The sequence below is a fragment of the Phenylobacterium sp. LH3H17 genome (assembly GCF_024298925.1).
GTDB lineage: Bacteria > Pseudomonadota > Alphaproteobacteria > Caulobacterales > Caulobacteraceae > Phenylobacterium.
The window spans coordinates 2,648,758-2,668,455 of record NZ_CP101283.1 but is presented as its reverse complement, the minus strand read 5'-3'; the positions used below and the strand labels follow the sequence as shown (position 1 = coordinate 2,668,455).

The 19,698-nt window shown below is 69.1% G+C and carries 14 protein-coding genes and 2 pseudogenes; 8 read left to right on the top strand and 8 right to left on the bottom strand.

Translation table 11 applies throughout. The features are described 5' to 3' along the window. Positions 1-4 precede the first annotated feature (4 nt). From M9M90_RS13240 to M9M90_RS13230, 3 genes are read right to left on the bottom strand one after another with little or no spacing between them, the layout of a single operon-like run. Positions 5-313, bottom strand: a complete 309-nt coding sequence (locus M9M90_RS13240; RefSeq protein ID WP_254833692.1) for a DUF4387 domain-containing protein — start codon at positions 311-313, stop codon at positions 5-7. Continuing rightward, positions 300-1,697 carry an acyclic terpene utilization AtuA family protein gene (locus tag M9M90_RS13235; RefSeq protein WP_254833691.1) on the bottom strand — a complete coding sequence of 466 codons (1,398 nt, stop codon included), beginning with the start codon at positions 1,695-1,697 and terminating at the stop codon, positions 300-302. Before M9M90_RS13235 ends, M9M90_RS13240 begins: the two co-directional genes overlap by 14 nt. A gap of 2 nt (positions 1,698-1,699) precedes the next feature. Beyond that, complete coding sequence (locus M9M90_RS13230) at positions 1,700-3,883, bottom strand: TonB-dependent receptor (protein ID WP_254833690.1); 2,184 nt, start codon at positions 3,881-3,883, stop codon at positions 1,700-1,702. Positions 3,884-4,034: 151 nt separating this feature from the next. Here M9M90_RS13230 and M9M90_RS13225 point away from each other — a divergent pair, with 151 nt between their 5' ends. Next, entirely contained in the window at positions 4,035-4,706 is a 672-nt protein-coding gene (locus M9M90_RS13225; RefSeq protein WP_254833689.1) for a Crp/Fnr family transcriptional regulator, read from the top strand. A gap of 193 nt (positions 4,707-4,899) precedes the next feature. Here M9M90_RS13225 and M9M90_RS13220 read toward each other — a convergent pair whose 3' ends face one another. Together M9M90_RS13220 and M9M90_RS13215 are read right to left on the bottom strand one after the other, a co-directional pair. After that, positions 4,900-5,682, bottom strand: coding sequence for an SDR family NAD(P)-dependent oxidoreductase (locus M9M90_RS13220; RefSeq protein ID WP_254833688.1), 783 nt, complete (start codon positions 5,680-5,682; stop codon positions 4,900-4,902). A 228-nt stretch (positions 5,683-5,910) separates the two neighbouring features. Further along, the gene (locus tag M9M90_RS13215; RefSeq protein ID WP_254833687.1) at positions 5,911-6,114 is read right to left on the bottom strand and encodes a hypothetical protein; all 204 of its coding nucleotides are present in this window, start codon (positions 6,112-6,114) and stop codon (positions 5,911-5,913) included. Between the two features lie 280 nt (positions 6,115-6,394). Here M9M90_RS13215 and M9M90_RS13210 point away from each other — a divergent pair, with 280 nt between their 5' ends. The 4 genes from M9M90_RS13210 (at position 6,395) to M9M90_RS13195 (ending at position 8,838) form a co-directional block, all read left to right on the top strand. Then, positions 6,395-6,922 carry an SLATT domain-containing protein gene (locus tag M9M90_RS13210; protein ID WP_254833686.1) on the top strand — a complete coding sequence of 176 codons (528 nt, stop codon included), beginning with the start codon at positions 6,395-6,397 and terminating at the stop codon, positions 6,920-6,922. Continuing rightward, the gene (locus M9M90_RS13205; protein WP_254833685.1) at positions 6,909-7,679 is read left to right on the top strand and encodes a hypothetical protein; all 771 of its coding nucleotides are present in this window, start codon (positions 6,909-6,911) and stop codon (positions 7,677-7,679) included. The genes M9M90_RS13210 and M9M90_RS13205 overlap by 14 nt, the downstream gene beginning before the upstream one ends. Further along, complete coding sequence (locus tag M9M90_RS13200) at positions 7,676-8,443, top strand: hypothetical protein (RefSeq protein ID WP_254833684.1); 768 nt, start codon at positions 7,676-7,678, stop codon at positions 8,441-8,443. Before M9M90_RS13205 ends, M9M90_RS13200 begins: the two co-directional genes overlap by 4 nt. 80 nt (positions 8,444-8,523) lie before the next feature. After that, a complete protein-coding gene (locus tag M9M90_RS13195; protein WP_254833683.1) occupies positions 8,524-8,838 on the top strand; it encodes a hypothetical protein in 315 nt (104 codons plus the stop codon). A gap of 120 nt (positions 8,839-8,958) precedes the next feature. Here the strand turns inward: M9M90_RS13195 and M9M90_RS13190 are convergent, their stop codons facing one another. The 3 genes and pseudogenes from M9M90_RS13190 to M9M90_RS13180 form a co-directional block, all read right to left on the bottom strand. Then, entirely contained in the window at positions 8,959-9,729 is a 771-nt protein-coding gene (locus tag M9M90_RS13190) for a hypothetical protein (protein ID WP_254833682.1), read from the bottom strand. A gap of 527 nt (positions 9,730-10,256) precedes the next feature. Then, positions 10,257-10,901: pseudogene (locus M9M90_RS13185) on the bottom strand (transposase); the annotation flags it as partial. 75 nt (positions 10,902-10,976) lie between these two features. Continuing rightward, positions 10,977-11,888 (bottom strand): HEPN domain-containing protein, encoded by a 912-nt coding sequence (locus M9M90_RS13180; RefSeq protein WP_254833681.1) that lies wholly within the window; start codon positions 11,886-11,888, stop codon positions 10,977-10,979. A 225-nt stretch (positions 11,889-12,113) separates the two neighbouring features. On the opposite strand from M9M90_RS13180, the gene M9M90_RS13175 reads away from it, so the two are divergent. The 3 genes and pseudogenes from M9M90_RS13175 to M9M90_RS13165 all read left to right on the top strand — a co-directional run bounded on the left by M9M90_RS13175 (position 12,114) and on the right by M9M90_RS13165 (position 19,642). After that, positions 12,114-13,046, top strand: coding sequence for a toprim domain-containing protein (locus tag M9M90_RS13175; RefSeq protein WP_254833680.1), 933 nt, complete (start codon positions 12,114-12,116; stop codon positions 13,044-13,046). Positions 13,047-13,101: 55 nt separating this feature from the next. Beyond that, positions 13,102-15,096, top strand: a complete 1,995-nt coding sequence (locus M9M90_RS13170) for a ParB N-terminal domain-containing protein (protein ID WP_254833679.1) — start codon at positions 13,102-13,104, stop codon at positions 15,094-15,096. A gap of 274 nt (positions 15,097-15,370) precedes the next feature. Beyond that, positions 15,371-19,642, top strand: a pseudogene (locus M9M90_RS13165) (strawberry notch-like NTP hydrolase domain-containing protein). The last annotated feature ends 56 nt before the right edge of the window (positions 19,643-19,698 follow it).

The window sequence follows — 19,698 nt, the reverse complement described above, 5'->3', positions numbered from 1 at the left end:
CCCGCTACGGGATCGGGGCGCGGAGCAGGGGCACGAAGTATTGCCCGGCATGGGAGTCGGTGTCGGAGACCGAGCCCTGGGCCACGGGGCGCGGGAAGGAGATCTTGATCACCTTCAGCGGCCGGTCGCGGAAGATCCGCACCTCGCCCGCCCGCACGCCGTAGAGTTGGGCGACGGCCGGCTCGGCCAGGGCCGGGGCGGCGCAGAGCCGGTCGAAGGCGGCCTCATCCTCGCAGAACACGTCGATGGTCACCCAGAACGGGCCGGCATTCTTGGAGCGGACGTACTTGGCCACGTCTTTAAGCGTCGACACGGCGTTCTCCCCGGCCGGCGGTGAAGGTGACCGTGCGGGCCAGTTCCGACGGGTCGGCCAGCGCCACCACGTGGTTCAGCTTGAACTCGTAGAGCCGGCCCAGCTCCACCTCGGCGGGAGAGAAGGGGAAGGCGAAGCTGGGCAGGGGGTCCTCGGGATTCAGCGGGAAGTGCAGGAGCGTGGGGTTGGCGAACATGGCGATCTCGGTGGCCAGCGCCTGGGTCTGGGCGGTGACCAGGGTCATGAAGCCGACCTCCTGGGGCGCGGGCGCGTCGTCGCCCTGCCAGGGCGACAGGGCGTTCCAGCCATAGGGGCGGATCTCGAGGTGATAGGCGTCAGGCGCGATCCCGAGCACCGAGCCGATGCCGGCATGGAGTCGGGCGCGCAGGCGTTCGAGCCAGGTCCCGACCTGCGCCATGATCTTCGGATCGGCGATGGCCGAGAACACCATGGTGCGGTAGCCGAGCCCGCCGGACCCCTCCAGCTTCATGGTGTAGGGCGTCGTCTCGGCGGCCGAGCCCGTGACCCGCACCGTGCGGTCGTCCACCGCGGTGTAGATCGCGGCCTGGGCGTCCAGCAGGACGCCGGGCTCCTTCAGCCGGTAGGGGTCGGCGTTCTCGTAGAGCATGTGGGCCGAGACGGAATAGGGCGTGCAGGCGCTGGCGGCGTGGAGCGGCTCGACCTCGAAGCCCCCCGCATCGAGGGTCAGCATCACCCCGCCCTGGCGCGAGTGGGTGGTGCAGAGGCCGCCGCACTCGGCGATCTTGGCGGCGTGCCAGGTCGAACCGACGGGCATGCCGCGCATCAGGGGCACGGCGGCCAGGACGGCGGTGTCGGTGGTGCGGCCCGACAGCACGATGTCGGCGCCTCCGGCGATGGCGGCGGCCAAGGGCTCGTAGCCCAGCAGGCCGACGATGTGGTCGCACTCGGCCAGCCGCTCACGGGTGAGGGACTGGGCCGCCGGCAGGGGCGTCACCGCCCCGCGATCGAGATAGCCGGCCAGGGTCTCCGCCGACTGCTCGGAATAGACCAGGGCGACCTTGACCTCCTGGCCTTCCTCGGCGGCGATCTCCTCGCAGATGCCGGCCATCCAGTCGACGCCGGCGTCCGTGCCGCTGGTGCCGCACGAGCCGATGAGCAGCGGTATGCCGAGCTTGGCGCGGCCCAGCATCAGCTGGCGCAGGTCGCGCTTGGTGGCCTTGCGGGTCATCTTCGAGACGGCGGCCCCCAGATAGTAGGGGCCGGAGTCGGTGGAGCCGGCGTCCACCGCGATGGCGTCCGGGGCCAGGGAGAGGCCCCGCTGAAAGGCCTCCTCCGGGCACCCGGACCCCAGGACTCCGGAGGGGACCAACACCCGGCACGTCTCGGGGAACGCTTGCGACATGGCTAGAACTCGACGTTGAGGGTAAGGCCGACCTGGCGGGGCGCGCCGTATTGGACGAAGTGGCCGCCGCCGGTCTCCACCTGGTGGGTCCGGTACTCCACGTCGGTGAGGTTGCGGCCCCAGAGCTGGAGCGAAACCTGGTCGTTCACGTAGTAGAACAGGCTGGCGTCCCAGAGGGTGCGGGCCTTGCGGAATTCGATCAGGTCGTTGGCGTTGTCGTCGAAGACGTCGCTCTCGTAGTTGATCGACACCGAGGCTTTCAGCCAGCCCCAGTCGAATTCCTGGGTGGTGTAGCTGGCTTCGGCGGCGAAGGCGTGCTCCGGGGTGCGGCTCAGCCGGTTGCCCTTGAGGTCGGCGGCCACCACAGCGCCGTCGGCCAGGATCCGCGACGTCTGGACCAGCTTGTCGAAGGTGGCGTCGAGATAGGTGTAGCTGCCGCTCAGGTGGACGTGGCGGTTGGGCGACAGGATGAACTCGGCTTCCAGCCCCTTGATCGTGGCGTCGCCGCTGTCGGTGACGATGCTCGAACCGCCGGGTCCCTGGGTGGCGTCGGGCACCGCCTGGATGGTCTGGAGGTCGGTGTATTCGGCGTAGAACACCGAGGCGTTGGCGCGCAGGCGGCGCTCCCACCAATCGCTCTTCACCCCGGCCTCGTAGTTCAGCACCTTCTCCGGCGCCGTGGCGTTGCGGGCGGTGGCCGCGCTGGGCTGTTCCTGGAAGGCGCCGGACTTGAAGCCGGTGGCCACGCTGCCGAACACATAGATGTTCTCGTTCAGCCGGTAGTCGCCGCCGATCCGCCAGGTGACCACCTGTTCGTCCGAGACGCCGGGATTGGCCACGGTGGTGAAGTTGACGACCGGCGCGGCCTGGGGGCCCGTTCGGCGGGTGATGCCATAGGTCTTCTTCTCGTCGGTGAAGCGTAGGCCCGCGAAGACCTTGGGGCCGTTCTCGAAGGCATACTGGGCCTCGCCGAAGGCCGCGAAGCTCTTGGTCACATTGTCGGCGACGAAGCGGTTTTCCGACAGGTCGACGGCTTCGGTCTCGCTCTCCCGCTCCCGGTAGACGTCGTCGCGCAGGTAGAAGAGGCCGGCCACCCAGGAGACCGGCCCATCGCCCCTGGAGGCCAGCCGCCACTCGGTGGAGTAGGAGTCGGCCTTCTCGATCTGGAGGGTCTGGATGCCGCTGACCAGGACGCCGGCGGCCAGGTTGCCCGCGGCGTTCGTGCCGTCGAGATCCTCCGAGGAGTCATAGTCGAGGGTCCGCCAGGCGGCGATGGCGGTGAGGTCGGCGAAGCCCAGGCGATCGCTGTTGAGCTCCACCTTCAGGCCGCCGGTGTCGCGCTTGATGTGGCCGGGGCGATCGGGATTGGCGGCGCGGGGCTTGTCGATGTCGCGGCCGCCTCGGCGCGCGAGATTGTACCGGGAGCCGCCGGCGATGTCGTCGGAGGTGGCGTCGGCGCTGAACAGCAGGTTCGTGCCCGGCTCCAGATCGAACTTGAGATGCAGGCGGCCCGAGAGCCGGCCGTCGTCGTCCAGGGCGCCGCCCGTGGCCGTCCGCCGATAGCCGTCGTTCTGGGTTGAGGACACCGCCACCCGGGCCGAGAGCCGCTCGCCGAGCGGGCCGTTCAGCATCAGGCTGGCGTTCTTCTGGCTGTAGTCGGCGAGGGTGAGGTGCAGCGCGCCGTTGAAGTCCCGGGTCGGCTTGGCGGTGACGAAGTTGATGGCGCCCCCGACCACGTTCTTTCCCCAAAGGGTGCCCTGCGGGCCCTTCAGCACCTCCACCCGCTCCATGTCGAAGATGTCGACCGCCAGCATGGCGCCGCGGCCCAGATAGACGCCGTCGACGAAGGCCACCGACGAGGGATCGGCGCCGGCGCTCTGGTTGGAGGAGCCGATGCCCCGAAAGAACGGCCGCGGCGCCGCGCGCGGGAAGGCGTCGATGGTCACCCCGGGCGTGGCGTCGGCCAGGCGCTGGAAGTCGACGATGCCTTGTTCCTGCAGCGTCTTGCCCTCGAAGGCGGTGACGGTGACCGGCACGTCCTGGAGCGACTCGGCGCGCTTGCGGGCGGTGACCACCACCTCCTCGATCGCGCCGTCTCCGGTCGCCTGCGCCCAGGCCGGGCTGGACGTCAGGGCGAGTAGGGCCGCGGACGCGCAGAGCGCGCCCCGGGTGATGGTCTTGTGCATTCTTGTCCTCCCCGATCCCCTGGCTCTGCGGCCGGGGCTTTTCAAATTCGCAGGAGGTGTGGGCGCGGGCGGCCGGAACGGCGTGACACCTTTTTTACATTCGGGCCGATTTTTTGACTCCCGCGGCTCGGCGGGTTTTAGGCTCCGCCCCATGCCCAGGATCGCCAGCGACGAGAATTGGATCGGCCAGCTTCCCCCGGCGGTCCAGGCGGCCATCGCAGCGCGCATGGTCTATTCGGAACTACCCGCCGGAGCCGAGGTCACCGTCTCGGGCGCGCCTTCCGTGGGGATCCACCAGGTGATCCGCGGCTACGTGAAGGTGTCGGGGCTCTATCCGGACGGCCGCCACTCGTTCGTCACCCTGTACGGCCCGGGCAACTGCTTCAACGAGACGGCGGTGGTCGGGTCGCGGCCCTATCACCACGGCAAGGTCACGCTCACCGAGGCTGTGGTGGCCTGCCTGCCGACGGACGACTTCTGGGCGCTCTACCAGGCCCATCCGGAAATTCCCGAGGCCCTGTGCCGCAAGTTCGCCAACGCCATCGGCCGCCAGATCCAGAGCCGTGAGATCCGTGCGACGCACAAGCTTCGCAAGCTCGTCGCCATGCTGTTCGAGACCCTTGCCGAGCGGTGCGCCGAGACCCGCACGCCCAACAGCTGCGTGATCGCCGTACCGATCAGCCAGAGCGACATCGGCGACCGGTTCGACGTGACCCGCCAGAGCATCCAGCGGGAGATCACGGCGCTGAAGTCTGCCGGCATTCTCGACAAGCAAGGCGGCCGATGGATCGTCCGGGACCTGGCGCGCCTCGGGTCGGTGTAAGGTCGAGCCCATCCCTGGATTGAACACGGCCGAGGTCGATCTCTCGATCTCCGCGGCGAACGATGACGTGCGCAACGGGCCGGAAGTGGCCAGCGTAGCGTGGGACCTATGAGCGTCTGCTTCGCGGTCCCGACCCAAGTTCCGCAGTTGGCGCAATCCGAACGAAATCGACTTGGCGAGTACGGCAACTTGGCTAGCGGGGCGCCATCCGGATCGCCCCGTCCAGGCGGACATCTTCACCGTTGAAGTAGCCGTTGGTGATCATCGTTTCCGCGAGTTGTGCGTATTCCTCCGACATGCCCAGGCGCTTAGGGAAAGGAACGGAGGCGCTTAGGCCCGCCTTCACGTGTTCGGCCGCGCGCGCGAGCAAGGGGGTGTCGAAGATCCCGGGCAGGATGGTGTTGACCCGTATCGCTTCGCTGGAAAGATCACGGGCGATGGTGAGGGTCATGCCCACGATCCCCGCCTTGGAGGCGGTGTAGGCGACCTGGCCGATCTGGCCGTCCTCGGCCGCCACCGAAGCCGTGTTGACGATGGCCCCGCGGTCGCCGTCGTCCAGCACCGGCAGGGTCAGCATGCCAGCGGCGCTCTTGGTTATGCAGCGGAACGTGCCGATCAGGTTGATCTGGACGATCCGCTCGAAGTTCTCCAACGGGTACTCCTTGATCTCTCCCGTCTGCTTATCCCTCGAGACAGTCTTCGCCCCGCCGCCGACGCCGGCGCAGTTCACCAGGATACGTTCCTGGCCGTTCGCGGCCCGCGCCTTGGCGAAGGCCGCGTCGATCTCATCGGAGGATGTGACATTGGCCTGGCAGAACACGCCGCCGAGTTCCTTCGCCAGCGCCTCGCCCAGGTCGGCGTTGAGATCGAACAGCGCCACCTTGACGCCGTGGCTCGCCAAGCGCCGCGCGGTCGCCGCGCCCAGGCCGGAGGCGCCGCCGGTGATCACGGCGGAGACGGTGTTGTCGAGTTTCATCAAGGGCTCCTTGGGCGGCGATGTCCGAGGCGAGCGATAACCCCCTGCACGCCACGTCAGGCAAGGGGGCGTCGGTTCAGACGTGAGGCCCCACGGCCATATACTCCAGGGACGAGGCGGCGAAGATCGCGACCGCATAGCGCCACTAGCCGACCTTGCTTCCCTGCCTGGAAGCGGACACCGCCCAACGTCGGCTTGCGGGTAGGCTGGCGACGCGAGGATCCGACCCTAAGCGGTCGGCGATCGGTCATCGCTGCGCGGCGGCGAGCTCGAGTGAAGTGAAGCCGCTTTCACTCGTTTGGCTTCACGCCAAAAAATGACTCCACCAGCGCACATCAGCGCCATTTGCACCAACTGCCACAACAGGCCGATGTGACCCAGGAAATTGAACAGGGCGAGCGCGACGCCTGGGATGAAGAACGCGAGCGCCAACAAGCTGCGGCTCCGGCGGAAATACGCTTTCGACACTTCAGACATATTGCCAAGCTAGCGCGCTCATTGATTGAGGCAAGGTCGCCCTTCCATCCCACGCAGCGGTCATCCGCACACCCCTTAGGGTGGTGTGCAGTGCGTGCGGTTCGTGCGGGAAGGCGGGCGTCGCACATGTGCGCACAGTGTGCGGTGATGTGCGGTGTGCGGCCTTCGGCGGCCACGACTCGGCGAGCGTGCGAATCGCTTACAATTCAACCCAGACGATTCCCGGAGTCTGGACGTGAGCGAACCACCGACCGACCCTCTTGATGCGATCCGCAAGGAGCTGAAGCGGCTCGAGGAAGACTGCATCTTCTCGAGCAAGGCGCACTTCAACGCTAGTCGGCGGTGGTCCCACTATCATTACTGGCTTGGCGTGCCGGCGGTGGTGCTGAGCGCTGCGGCCGGTACGGCGTTTTTCAAAGACCTGCCCGATCTCGCCGGCGCCATGGCGAGCACGGTGGCGGTGCTGACGGCGCTAAGCACCTTCCTCAAGCCATCGGATCGTTCAGCCGCGCACAAGACCTCGGGCGATCAGTACCTCACTCTGCGAAACGACTCTCGGGTCTTTCGGGAGATCGGCATGTCCATGGCGTGCGACACGCAGGCGGCGCTCGAGCAGATGGACGGCTTCAGCAAGCGCCGCAACGAGCTGAATCAGGGGGCCTACCAGTTCTCGCGAGGCGATTTCGAAAAGGCGCGTAAGGGCATCGAGCAAGGCGAAGCCTTGCATGAGGTCGACGGTGGAGGGCCGCATGTCCGTTCTTAGCTATCTCGAAAAGCGGGCAAGTGAGGCGGTGCTGTCGAGCACAGAAAACTCGTCGATCAGCACCTCAATCTCGACCCTTAAATCGCGCCTCAACGCGCACTTCGGCTCGGGGCTGTCGGATCACTTCCAATTCGGCTCCTCGACGCGGGGGACGATCCTTCCCCGCAAGATGGACGCGAACTCGGACATCGATTACATGGTAGTGTTCTCAGAAAGCGGGTATCAGCCGCAGACCTACCTTGATAGGCTGAAGACGTTCGTCAACAAATACTACGCTTCGTCCGAAATCTATCAGTCATCACCCACCATCGTTCTTGAGCTCAATCACATTCGGTTCGAGCTGGTGCCGGCATTGAAGCACTGGCTAAGCGGCTACCAAATTCCAGATGGCTCGGGTGGTTGGATGCAGTCCGACCCAAACGATTTCAACAACACGCTCACCGAAAAGAACAAAACCGAGCTTTATAAGATCAAGCCAACGATCCGACTCGTGAAGTTCTGGAACGCCAACGCGGGCGTCGTATATAACTCATACCTTCTAGAGAAGTGGATCGTCGGCCTTTACTACGCGGCCGACACCAATCAGACGCAGTACCTTTTCCGCGTCTTCGACAACATGGTCGCTAACATGGCGGCGCAGTGGCGCAACGATAAGATCAAGCGGGCGAAGGAGATTGTCGCCAACGTCCGGCAGTTCGAGAAGGACGCGATGCCTTACTCCGCCGAGAGCGAGGTCAAGAAGCTCATCCTAGAGTGACGCTCATAATCCCGGAGAACATCATCAGCCTCGGGCGCCGGGAGGCCGAGCTTCGTTCGGCCTCGCTCGCCGCGATCTCGGGCGACAAGATGATGAGCGACCACCTCGACGCGGTGGAAGCCGCCATGTCCGCCATCATGGATCATGTCAGGGACCGGCCGGAGCGCGGGGAGCATGAGCTAATCGTGAAGCGGCTGGGCATCCGGCTCTTCAACGGTCTCGCCTCCGGGCTGAGCCAAGGCTTCGCCGGCTACTATCAGCAGGCGTGGGATGCGGTGCGCGACGTGGTCGAGCTGCAATTCCTCTTCGACGACTTCTCGGGAGACGCCGAGAAGGTGATGCGATGGGCCACGATGCCGAAGGCGAAGCGCGAGAAGGAGTTCAGGCCGGGTGAGGTACGGAAGCGGCTCAACGAGCGCTACAGCCATGAGGGCGAGAAGCGGCGCGCCGCCTATCAGATGCTTTCCACCATGGCGAGCCATCCGAGCCCCGATGGCTTCCTACTGACGATGCCGAAGAACGATCTCTCGGAGACCGGCCCCTTCTACGAAGAACGCTTCCTTCGGGCCTTGCTCGGCGACATGGCGCAACACGGCCTAGCCGCAGCGGTCAACTTCACATCCCTCCTGCCAGCGGCGACCCCATGGGAGCAACACGCGAAGCGCGTCTTCATGCAGCGGGGCGGCAAGTGGCTCGAGACCTATATGGGCGCGGCCGTCGCCAAGGTCTTCGCGGATGAGGCCGAGGGCACCAGCGGCGCCTAGGTGACGGATGCGCCGCGCCCCAAACCCACCCGACCGCCGGATGCCGTCGTGAGAATCTCTACCCCTCATTGGGGGACAGCATGACCGCTGACATCAGCATCATCGACAGCGCCGCGCTCACGAAGTGCGTGGGCCACACCGACACCAACGCGCACGGCGCGAGCACCCAAGATCGCACAAGCATCGTCCCGGCCGCAGGGTGGTCGGCCGAGCCGGCGCTGAGCGTCGAGCCCGTGGTCGGCGTCGCAGTCATCTACCTAGACGCCCCGGCGCTGATCTACGTCGGGCCATCCGACCATGACGCCGAGTGGGAAGCGAGGGCCGTGGCCTACCCGGCGGGCCAATGGCGCATGGTCACGACGAAGGGCGACAAGGTGGCCCTGAAGGCGCTCTGAGCAGCGCCGCCCGTGGTGTGACATCGGCAACACCACGGGTCCTTCTGAGGGGGCCGACGTGCGGGTATCGGGCGAACCCCGAGCTTCAGCTAGTCAAAAATCCAAAAACCATATTTTTTTCTATGGTTGCGGCGCTGCTGCCTCGGGATTTAGCTTGAGCTTCCGCAGATCGTCGAAAAAGAACCGCGGCGACCACCCCTTGCTCGCACTGTCGAGAAGGAAAGTATCCGCTAGCCCGAGCCCAATGTCTGCAACCGGTTCGACGAGCTTTCCTGCGACTCCGCCCATAGCTGCGCCGAGTGGCCCCCCAAGCAAACCGCCTACCCCGGCCCCGATTGTCGTCATGGCAATTGTCTTAGTCACCTTCCCCGCAGCAGTGTCGAAGAAGCCCTTTCGATTAGCGATGGCGTCCACATACGCCTTCACGACATCGAGTCCACTTGCGGCGTCAGTTGCGGTCGCTAGCCAGTCTCGGAATGCAGCGCTGTGGCGCTTTGAACGGAGCCGGGGGATGTCGCGAAAGCCGAGAGGCAGCCGCAACCGCAACTCAGCGAAGTTGGGCACGGATTCGATCAGCCGTAGCTGTTCGTAGCTCTCAGCAACACCCGCAGCTCTCTCGATGCGCTGTGCACTATCCGAAAATAGGGCGAAGAGCGGGTAGCTAGCGAACGACATAACCCCACCGCGCGCGAGGTATGTGAATTCCACATACTCTTCTGCACACTCCGCTAGCTTCCTTCTCTTGTGCCCGGGCAACAGATCGAGCGGTTCCTCCGGGGGCAGGCCGAGAACCGAGAAAGCGCCAGTAGTGTAGGCCGCTTGCGCTGCGTCCACGGCGGCCTTGCCCAAGGATTTTTCGGGAGACACGTAGCGTTCAGCGCACTTCTGCACGAGCTTTCGGCGTTGCTCCCCAGGGGCGCGTTAGCGCACCAGTTAAGGCCTAGGTTCGCCGAAACCTCCGGATCTGTGTGCGGCTCAGAGCTAAATTCTCCGGCCGCCAGCGGGTGCACGCCGGGTATCGCGTCGTTCATCGACGCAACCATTACTGTCCATAAGTCAAATCGAATGGCGCCCTCCTCTAGGAGAGCTTCAAGCCCTTTAGATCCGAGCTGGTTAAATAGCACCGCGAGCGGCACGTTCTCGCCGTGCACTTTTAGGGCGACCCTATCGAACAACATCAATTGCTCGAAGAGTGCGTTGAGCATCTCAGCGTGCCGCGTTTCGAAAGCGCGGAGGGTTGCGGGCGACTGCTGGCGACCTTCGATCAGGTAATCCTGACAAAAATCATTAACGCGTTTGTCGAAGACAGTTCGGATCATGCGACCTCCAAGTAGGAGCGGCACGTAGCATCTCCCGCGGCCCTTGCGGAGCTACCCGAACGGGCCTGCCAGCAGCCATCAAACCCGGCCTCATCGGGGCATGGCCTTCAGCGCGCGCATGCGCGTCTTCAGGTGCTCGATCTTGTCCTTGAGGCGCGTGACCCGCTCGCCCGCCGGGTCAGCATCCTGCATGTCGGCGATGTCCAGGTCACGCAGGTAGCCGGCGATGCTGGCCTCGACCTGTTCGATCCGACGCTTCAGCTTGGTCGGCGTGAAGTTCCGGTCGCTGTTGTTCACCGCCTTGAAGCGGCTGCCGTCCACCGCGGCGACCGCCTGGGTGAAGAGGCCCAGCTCCCGACACAGCATCACGAACCGGCTGCATGACGCCTGGATCGCCGGGCCGTTGTCCTTCCGGAAGTTGGCGATGGTCTTGTGGTCGGGCGCCAGCTTCCCCGTAAGCCACATCAGCTCGACATTGCGCTGCGCCTCGCGTTCCAGCCGGCGGCTCGACTGCACGCGGTTCAGGTAGCCGTAGATGTAGAGCTTCAGCAGCGTGCGGGGATGATAGGCCGGGCGGCCCGTCGAGGCCGGCGCCATGCCATCGAAGCCAAGAGCCAGCAGATCCAGCTCGTCGACGAAGACATCGACCACCCTCGCGGGGTTGTCGTCGGACACATAGTCATCAAGGCAACTGGGAAGCAGGGCCGCTTGGCGGCGGTCTTCACCTTCAACGAAGCGGGACATCCGAACCCCCTGCGCGACAACATCAGGAGTCTACGGTGCTTCGCGTTTTTACACAGCCTCAGCCCAATGCGGACATCACGCTGCAGCGCGCAGAGCAGCCAACCGTTCTTCTGAAGTCGAAAGCACCAACCCCTGAAGGATGGCGACTCGCTCGCTTAACCACCCAAGCTCCTCTGCGCTGATTTTGTAGTGCGGCGAGTAGCGGGCATCGACATAGGCGCGCCGCAGAAGCTCGAAACAACGTTGGCCGAATTTATTATCCCGCGGCCAAGCCTCCGAGAGCTCAGGCACCAACTGTTCGGCCTGAGATCGAAGAAAATTCAGTTTGTGTGACTTTGGACTGTAGAGCGTGAGCACCAGCAGTGCGCATGCATAGAACCTCTCGGTTGCCTGATGGAGATCGAATGCCGCTATCTTCGGTGCTCCGTCCTCAACCGCGTGCTGCGCTTGACGCACGAATTGGGCGGCGGTCTGCGACCACTCATCGAAATATCCCTGAGCTTCAGCCAGGGCGGCTTCGGGTGAGAGTTTCTCGGGCGTGTCGAAGGGGTGGCCCTGGGCCTCATAGAGGGCGATGCCGTCGCGCAGGATGTCGATGAAGAAGTAGCGGCCGAGGCGGAGCTTCTTGTTCACGTCGGCCAGGCTGTGGACGATGAAGTTGACCGGCGCGGAGAGGCGCCTGGCGATGGTGACCTCGCGGGTGAGGCGCTCGTCGGCCTTGGCCCAGTAGTCCTGGACGTCGGTGAGGTCCTCGTGGTCGACCACCACCAGCAGGTCGTAGTCGGAGAAGTAGCCGCCCACCGGATCGGCCACCCAGTCGCCGCGGGCGTGCGAGCCGTAGAGGATGATCTTGAGGATCTGGCCGTTGCGCCGGTGGGCGTGGCTCTTGGTCTCGGTGGCCGCCTCGAATTCCTCGAACAGGATCTGCACCACGCGCACGAGCTCGCGGCGCTTGGCGTCGGGCAGGTGATCGAGATCGGTCCGCATGGTCTTTGTGTCGCCCGCGTCGGGGCCGCTGACAAGACCTGGGCCGTGGCGGGGATGGGGAGGGCGCTCACGGTTCGAATGGCCGCTCGCCCCGTCGCCGAGGGAGAGGCGTCGGCGGCCTGAGCGCCTGGGGGTTAGGGCTGGGGCGGGGCCGCGGCCGGGAGCGGGAGCCAGGGCGGGGGCGGGCGGGGACCGCGTGGGCGGTCCAGAGCCCGGAGCCTTCCGATGTCCCGACCCAGCCTGCCTTTCCGGTCCGCCGGCCTGCGCGCCATCGTCGCCGCCCTGGGGGGCGACCTCTATGACGGGGGGCGGCGGGCCAATATTCCCGCCCCCGGCCACAGCGCCCATGACCGCTCGGTGTCGCTGCTCCTGGATGGGGGGCGGGTGGTGGTCCACAGCTTCGGGGCCGCGACCTGGCGCGAGGTTCTCGACGACCTGCGGGGGCGGGGCCTGATCGATGATTGTGGCGGGCTGGGCGGTGGACCGGCGCCGGGCCGGGACGCGGCTTCGGCGCGCGGTTGCGTCGACCGCCGGGAAGCGGTCCGACGACTCTGGGATGGGGCGGTGACCATCGGACCCGGATCGGTGGCCGCCCGTCATGCGCGGCGGCGGGGTGTGGCGCGGCCGCTCGCGCCGATCGCGGCCCTGCGCGTCCATCCCGCGGCGCCGGTGAGGGTCTATGACCCGGGCCCGGCCGTTCGGCCGGCCCTGCTGGCGGCGGTGCGGGCGCCCGACGACAGCCTGACGGCGCTCGAGATCACCTATCTGGACGCCCAGGGCCGCCGGGCCGCGGACCTCGCCCTGTCGCGCAAGACGGTGGGGCGGATCCCGCCCGGGTCCGCGGTCCGGCTCGATCCCGCCGGCGACCATCTGCTGGTGGCCGAGGGCGTGTTCTCGGCGCTCTCGGCCGGGGCGCGGTTCGGGCTGCCGGCCTGGGCCCTGCTGTCGACCAGCAATCTACGGCGCTGGATCGCGCCCGCCGGCGTCCGCCGGGTGCTGGTCGCCGCCGACCGCGGGCGCGACGGCGAGGCGTCGGCCGCGCGGCTGGCGGGCGCTCTGCGGCGCGCCGGGGTCGCGGTGGAGGTGGCGACGCCGCCGGAGCCCTTCGGCGACTGGAACGAGATGGCGACGGCGGGAGGGGGAAGGAAGGGCGGGTGAGGGCGTCCGGACCGGGGGGGAAGCGTCCCCGCCGGCCGGTGCGGGACATCGCCCGATGACCGACGTTCAAGAGACCCCGACCCCGGCGGCCGCGCCCCTGCGGGTGCGCAAGACCTACGCCCTCCGCGACCTCGACGTCGCCCCGGAGAACATGCGGTTCGGGGCGCCGCCGGACGAGGAGATCGCCCAGCTGGCGGCCACCATCAAGGCGGCCGGCCTGCTGCAGCCCCTGACCGTGCGCCCCGGCCGTCGCAAGGAGAAGGCGGCCATGGCCCTGGACGGCCGCCGGCGGCTGCTGGCGCTGGGCCTGCTGCTGGCCCAGGGCGCGGTGGGCGAGGACTATCTCGTGGAGGTCTTCGAGGAGACCGATCCCGGCCGCCAGGCCGCGGCGGTGCTGCTGACCAATACCGCGGTTCCCGTGCACGTCGCCGACGTCATCGCCTCCATCGGCAAGATGCTGAAGGCGCGGCTGACGCCCGATGTGATCGCCGCGGCCCTGGGCTATGGCGAGATCGAGGTGCGCCGGCTCGCGGCGCTGTCGGGCCTGCATCCCAAGGCGCTCGAGGCGCTCAGGCTCGGCCGGCTGACGCTCCGCCAGGCGCGGCTGCTCGCCCGGCTGCCGGACCGCAAGGAGCAGGCGCAGGTCTCCGAGGCCGCGATCCAGGGCTACGGCTTTCCGGAGCATCGCATCGGCGAGGCCCTCGACCGGGGCCGCCTGACGGTCCGCGATCGCCGGTTCGGGCTCGTGGGGGCGGCGCGATATCTCGCTGGCGGCGGCCGGATCGAGACCGACCTGTTCGGGGAGCGGCCGGACGTCCTGCTGGACGCCGATGTCCTGGAGAGCCTCTGGATGGCGCGCGCCGCCGCGCTCGCCGCGCCGACGCAGGCGCGGGGCCTGGCCGTGCATGTGACCTCCAGCCTCACCCCGGACGGGCCTGAAGACCTGGACGGCTTCGGCTATGCCCATGGCGTGGGCCTCGATCCCCTGCAGCTGGAGGCCTGGCGCGCCGCCCGGCAGGCGGCCCAGGCCGCCGGCGCGGAGCTGGCGGCGGGCGACGTGGCCGATCCCGCCGCCGACGACGCCCTCCGGTCCTATATCGCCGCGTGCATCGCCTCGGACCAGGCCGCCGAGCCGGATCGTCCGGTCACCACCGTCGTCCTGACTCCTGGATTCGGCGCCGGGCTCGAGGTGCACTGTTTCGGTCCGGCCGCGCCCGAACCGGAGGCGGAGGTCGACGGCGGGTCGGACGAGGACGGCGCCGAGCCGGTGGCCGCGGCGTCGCGCGAAGCCGACGTGGCCGCCGTGCCTGTCGCCGTGGCCGCCGTTCCGGAGATCGAGGGGGTCAACCACGCCCTGCATGAGGTGCGCACCGACGCCGCCACCCGGGCCCTGATCCGCGCCCTGGCCGACGATCCGGGGACGGCCCTGGTCGCCCTGATCGCCCGGTTGTTCGACGTCCTGGTGCTGCGGGCCGGGCGCGGTCGCGGGGACGGCGCCTCCACGCTCACGGCCGAGGCCTATGGCCGGCCCCGCACGCGGGTGATCGAGGCGCTGGACGGGGAGGTGCGCGCGCGCCTGGCCGATCGGCGGAGCGCCTGGCAGGTCTCGGGACGCAGCCCCGTCGGCTGGATCGCCGAGCTGGCCCATGGCGACAAGATGGCCTTGCTGGCCGAGCTCACGGCGCTGAGCCTCGACCTTCGGGAAGAGCGGACGAGCGCGGTGCGCCGGAGCGCGCGGGCCGAGGCGGCGGAGCTCGCGGCCCTGTGCGGGGCCGATGTGACCCTGCACTGGACGCCGGACGAGGTGTTCCTGCGCGCCCATTCCAAGGCCCAGCTCATGGCCATGCTCGAGGCCATGGAGGCCGAGGATGATCGGGCGCGCAGCCTGAAGAAGGAGGAGCTGGTGGGCTTCGTCGCCGAACGGGCCGCCGAACGCGGATGGGCGCCGGCCTATCTCTCCTGGTTGGCGGCGGTTCCGGAGACCGATCCGCCGGGCGAGGCGGAGGCCGCCGACCCCGAGGAGACGGTCGCCGCGCCGCTGGCCGCCTGAGCCCTGTGCGCCGTCGCGGGCCCATCGCGAGCGCCTGGAACCCGCGCCGGTCGGAGCCGGTGCGCCAGGGGCGGGCACGTCTGGACCTCCGCGGACCAGCTACCGGCCGGATCCCACCAGTGCGACGGCGGACACGCCCGTCCCGGCTTCGGCCGGGGCGGGCTCTTCGTGTGGGGTCCGCCGCGCGCAGGGAGGCGAAGCCAGGGCGGGGCAGGTTGAGCCCGGGGGACCGAGAGGGATGCGCCCTCCGCCGCGGGCGAGCCGGACCCTCGCCATGACCGTCAGCCTTCCCCTGTTCCCCGCGGCGCCGTCCCAGGGGGATCGCGCCGCCAACACCCTGGCGGCGGCGCGCTCGCTTCTGCCGCATCTGGCGCGCTCGCGGGTCCTCGACCGCAGGCTGGTGGCCGGCGCCATGATCACCAGCTTCGGCGGCACGGACGCCGAGGGCGTCTGGAACTGGCGTGACGCCTATGACGCCATCGAGGCGGCCATGGTCCTGCAGATCCGGCGGATGTCGCCGCAGGTCGGGCGGCTGGAGGACGCGCCGGCGGAGATCGCGGCCCTGCTCGCCGGCCTCTCCGAGCTTGGCCTGACCCACAGCCGCCGCAGCGAGGAGCAGGTCGCCCTCGACCAGTTCTCGACCCCGCCGGCCCTGGCGGCCCTGGCGGTGGCGGCCGCCCAGGTGCGGCCCGGCGACCGGGTGCTCGAGCCCTCGGCGGGCACGGGCCTGCTGGCCATCGTGGCCGAGGCCTGCGGCGCGGCGCTGACCTTGAACGAACGCTCCGATCGCCGCGCGGGCCTGCTCGACGGCCTGTTCCCCGCGGCGACGCGCAGCCGCTGGGACGGGGCGCTGCTGGCCGACCTCTGCCCGGGCGCCGGCGGTTTCCACGCCGTGGTGCTCAATCCCCCCTTCGCGGCCCTGCGCGCCCATCTCGTGGCGGCCCTGGCCTGCCTGGCCGATGGCGGCCGCATGTCGGCCATCGTGCCCCTCGCCGCGCTCGACGATGCGGTGCTGCTGCGCGCGATCGGCGAGCGCGGCGCCGTGGTCGGGGCCATCGCCCTGCCGGGACGGGCCTTCGCCCGGCATGGGACCGGGGTGGAGACCGCCCTGCTGGTGGTGGACCGGGCCGTCGCGTCCGCGCCCTGGAGGGGGGCGGTGGCCCGGCCCGGGGACCTGGCCGAAGCGGCGCGCGCGGCGGCGGCCCTGCCGGCCCGGCCGAGCGCGCAGGCGCGCCGGTTCCGGGAGGTGGCGGCCGCGGCGCTCCTGACCCCGCGCGCGCGGGCCCTGGCCGGACCGGGCGCGCGTCTCGGCCTCCTGCGTGACCTCGAGACCGTGGCCTATGAGACGAAGCCCTGGTCGGGGGAGGGCCACGATGTCGGCCTCTATCAGGCCTGGCGGCTCGGCCGGATCGCGTTTCCGGACGGGCGGCCCCATCCCACGCCGCTGGTGGAGTCCGGCGCCATGGCCTCGGTCGCCCCGCCGGTCCCGACCTATAGGCCCGTGCTGCCAAGGGCGCTTCTGCGGGACGGCCTGATCTCCGAGGCCCAGCTGGAGACCGTGATCCATGCGGGCGAAGCCCACGCGGCGCATCTGCCGGGGATGTGGGCCGTGGGCGAGGCGGGGCTCGAGGTCAGGCTGGTGGCGGACGGGACCGAGGGCGCGGTGCGCCTGCGCCGGGGCATGTTCCTGGGGGACGGCACCGGCGCCGGCAAGGGTCGCCAGATCGCCGCGGTGATCGCCGACAACATGGCCCAGGGCCGGATGCGGGCGGTCTGGCTCAGCCGCAACGAAGCCCTGCTGGAGGACGCCCGCAGGGACTGGACGGCGATCGGCGGGGCGGCCAGCGACATCGTCCCCCAGTCGGCCTGGAATCAGGGCGAGGCGATCGCCCTGGCCCGAGGCGTGCTGTTCACCACCTATGCGACCCTGCGCCAGCCGCGCCGGGGCGATCGCCCCTCGCGCCTGGACCAGATCGTCGCGTGGCTGGGCGGCGGCTTCGACGGGGCCCTGGTCTTCGACGAGGCCCACGCCATGGGAAACGCCGCCGGCGGCAGATCCGGGCGCGGTCCGCGCAAGGCCTCCCAGCAGGGCCTGGCGGGCCTGGCCCTGCAGAACCTGCTGCCCGACGCCCGGGTGCTCTATGTCTCGGCCACCGGCGCCACCGAGGTGGAGAACCTGGCCTATGCCGCCCGGCTGGGCCTCTGGGGCGGCGCCGAGGCGCCCTTCGCCACCCGGGCGGAGTTCATGGACGCCGCCGATGTGGGCGGCATCGCCTTCATGGAGCTGCTGGCCCGTGAGCTGAAGGCCATGGGCCTCTATGTGGCCCGCAGCCTCTCCTTCGAGGGCGTCGAGTACGAGGCGCTGCATCATCCGCTGACGCCGGAGAACATCGAGGTCTGGGACGCCTGGGCCGACGCGTTCCAGATCATCCATTCCCACCTGGGCGACGCGCTGCGGGCGGTGGGTCTCTATGATGAGGCAGGGAAGGTCCTGAGCGGCCAGGCCCTCAGCGCCGTGCGCTCGGCCTTCGAGGGCGCGAAGCTGCGGTTCTTCGGCCACCTGCTGGCCGGGATGAAGTCGGCGACCCTGGTCGGCGCCATCCGCGACGACCTCCTCGCGCACCGATCCGCCGTCGTCCAGATCGTCTCCACCAATGAGGCCGTGATGGAGCGCCGGCTGGCCCAGATTCCGCCCGAGGAGTGGAACAATCTGGAGATCGACCTCACGCCCAAGGACTATGTGCTCGACTATCTGCAGGGGGCCTTCCCGACGACCCTGATGGACGCGGTCGAGAGCCAGGACGGCGCGGTCACCCTGGTTCCGGTGATGAAGGACGGGGCGCCCGTCCAGAGCCAGGAAGCGCTGCGGCTGCGCGGCGACCTGATCGCGCGCATGGCCTGTCTGCCGGCCGTGCCGGGCGTGCTGGACGCCCTGCTGGGCGCGCTCGGGCCCGACGCCGTCGCCGAGATCACCGGCCGGTCGCGCCGTATCGTGGTGCGGGACGGGCGGCGCGTGGTGGAGCGGCGCGGCGCCTCGGCCGCCCGGGCCGAGACCGACGCCTTCATGAGCGGCGCCAAACGGGTGCTGGTCTTCTCCGACGCCGGCGGCACGGGCCGCAGCTATCACGCCGATCTCGCCGCGGCGAACCGCCAGAGACGGACCCACTATCTCGTCGAGCCCGGCTGGCGGGCCGACGCCGCCATCCAGGGGCTGGGCCGGACCCACCGGACCCACCAGGCCTGCGCGCCGCTGTTTCGCCCGGTCTCCACCGACATCCACGGGGAGAAGCGCTTCCTCTCGACCATCTCGCGCCGCCTGGACTCGCTGGGGGCGCTCACCCGCGGGGAGCGGCGGGTGGCGGGGCAGGGGCTGTTCCGGGCCGAGGACAATCTGGAGAGCCCCTAGGCCCGCCGCGCCCTGCTGATCTTCTACGGCGCCCTGGCCCATGGGGAGCTCGCCTGCATGCGGATGGACGCCTTCGAGGCCAGGACCGGCTTGAGCCTGCTCACGCCGGAGGGCGAGCTCAAGCCGTCTGACGACCTGCCGCCCATGAACACCTTCCTCAACCGCCTGCTGGCCCTGCGGATCGCGGACCAGAACGCCCTCTTCGAGGATTTCGAGAAGATCCTGGCCGGGGTCCTGGAGCGGGCGGCCGGTTCGGGCCAGCTGGACCACGGGGTGGAGGACATCGTCGCCGAGGATCTCGAGGTGCTTTCGGAGGAGGTGATCCGCACCGACGCGGCGACGGGGGCCCAGACGGCGCTGGTCACCTTCGCGCTGCGGACCCGCCGCGACCTGCTGGCGCTGGAGACCGTGTTGGAGCGCGCCGCCGCGCTCGGGACGGCCGCGACCTTCGCGGTCAACGCCAAGTCCGGCCGCGCGGCCCTGGTCGAGCACGGGCTGACCACCACCGGGGACGATGATCGGCTTGTCCCGGCTGTGCGGCTGACGCGGCCGGAGAAGCGCAGCCTGACGTCGCGGCGCGCCTTCGAGGAGTCGGCGTGGGAGCCGGTGGACGAGGCGGCGTGGGTTCAAGCCTGGGCGGCCGAGCTTGCGGACACCGATCCCTGGCGAACCCGCGAGCTGACCCTGGCCACCGGCCTGCTGTTGCCCGTCTGGTCCCTGCTGCCGGCGCGGGGCGCCCAGGTGCGACGGGTCAAGGCGCCGGACGGCCGGCGCTGGCTGGGCCGGGTGCTGGACGGCGTCCATGCCCAGAAACTGAAGGTGGCGCTCGGTCTGACGGACGCCGCCACGGCGTTTGGCGAGGATCCGGCGCTCACGGCCGCCGCGGTCCTGGATCGCGGCCTGCAACTCGCGCTTGCCGGCGGATTCTGGCTGCGCCGGGCGCGGGTCATGGATCGCTGGCGCCTGGAGCTGGTCGGCGGCGCATCGCGGCGCGAGGCCTTCCGCGCCCTGGGGTGCTTCGTGGAGATCATCGCCTATGCGCCGCGACTGTTCGTGCCGGTGGATCGCCCCGAGGTGCTGGGCGCGGTGCTGCGTCGACATCCCGTGGAGACGGTGCTGGATCCGGCCCAGGCCGCGTGAGGCCGGGCCGCGGCGGGGGAGGAGGAAGGGCTGGGAGGGGCGAGGCCCTGGATCGG

Coding starts and splice junctions, on each gene's coding strand:
- M9M90_RS13235 (WP_254833691.1), bottom strand. CDS start 1,697: ATGTCGCAAGCGTTCCCCGAGACGTGCCGGGTGTTGGTCCCCTCCGGA.
- M9M90_RS13230 (WP_254833690.1), bottom strand. CDS start 3,883: ATGCACAAGACCATCACCCGGGGCGCGCTCTGCGCGTCCGCGGCCCTA.
- M9M90_RS13225 (WP_254833689.1), top strand. CDS start 4,035: ATGCCCAGGATCGCCAGCGACGAGAATTGGATCGGCCAGCTTCCCCCG.
- M9M90_RS13220 (WP_254833688.1), bottom strand. CDS start 5,682: ATGAAACTCGACAACACCGTCTCCGCCGTGATCACCGGCGGCGCCTCC.
- M9M90_RS13205 (WP_254833685.1), top strand. CDS start 6,909: ATGTCCGTTCTTAGCTATCTCGAAAAGCGGGCAAGTGAGGCGGTGCTG.
- M9M90_RS13195 (WP_254833683.1), top strand. CDS start 8,524: ATGACCGCTGACATCAGCATCATCGACAGCGCCGCGCTCACGAAGTGC.
- M9M90_RS13180 (WP_254833681.1), bottom strand. CDS start 11,888: ATGCGGACCGATCTCGATCACCTGCCCGACGCCAAGCGCCGCGAGCTC.
- M9M90_RS13175 (WP_254833680.1), top strand. CDS start 12,114: ATGTCCCGACCCAGCCTGCCTTTCCGGTCCGCCGGCCTGCGCGCCATC.
- M9M90_RS13170 (WP_254833679.1), top strand. CDS start 13,102: ATGACCGACGTTCAAGAGACCCCGACCCCGGCGGCCGCGCCCCTGCGG.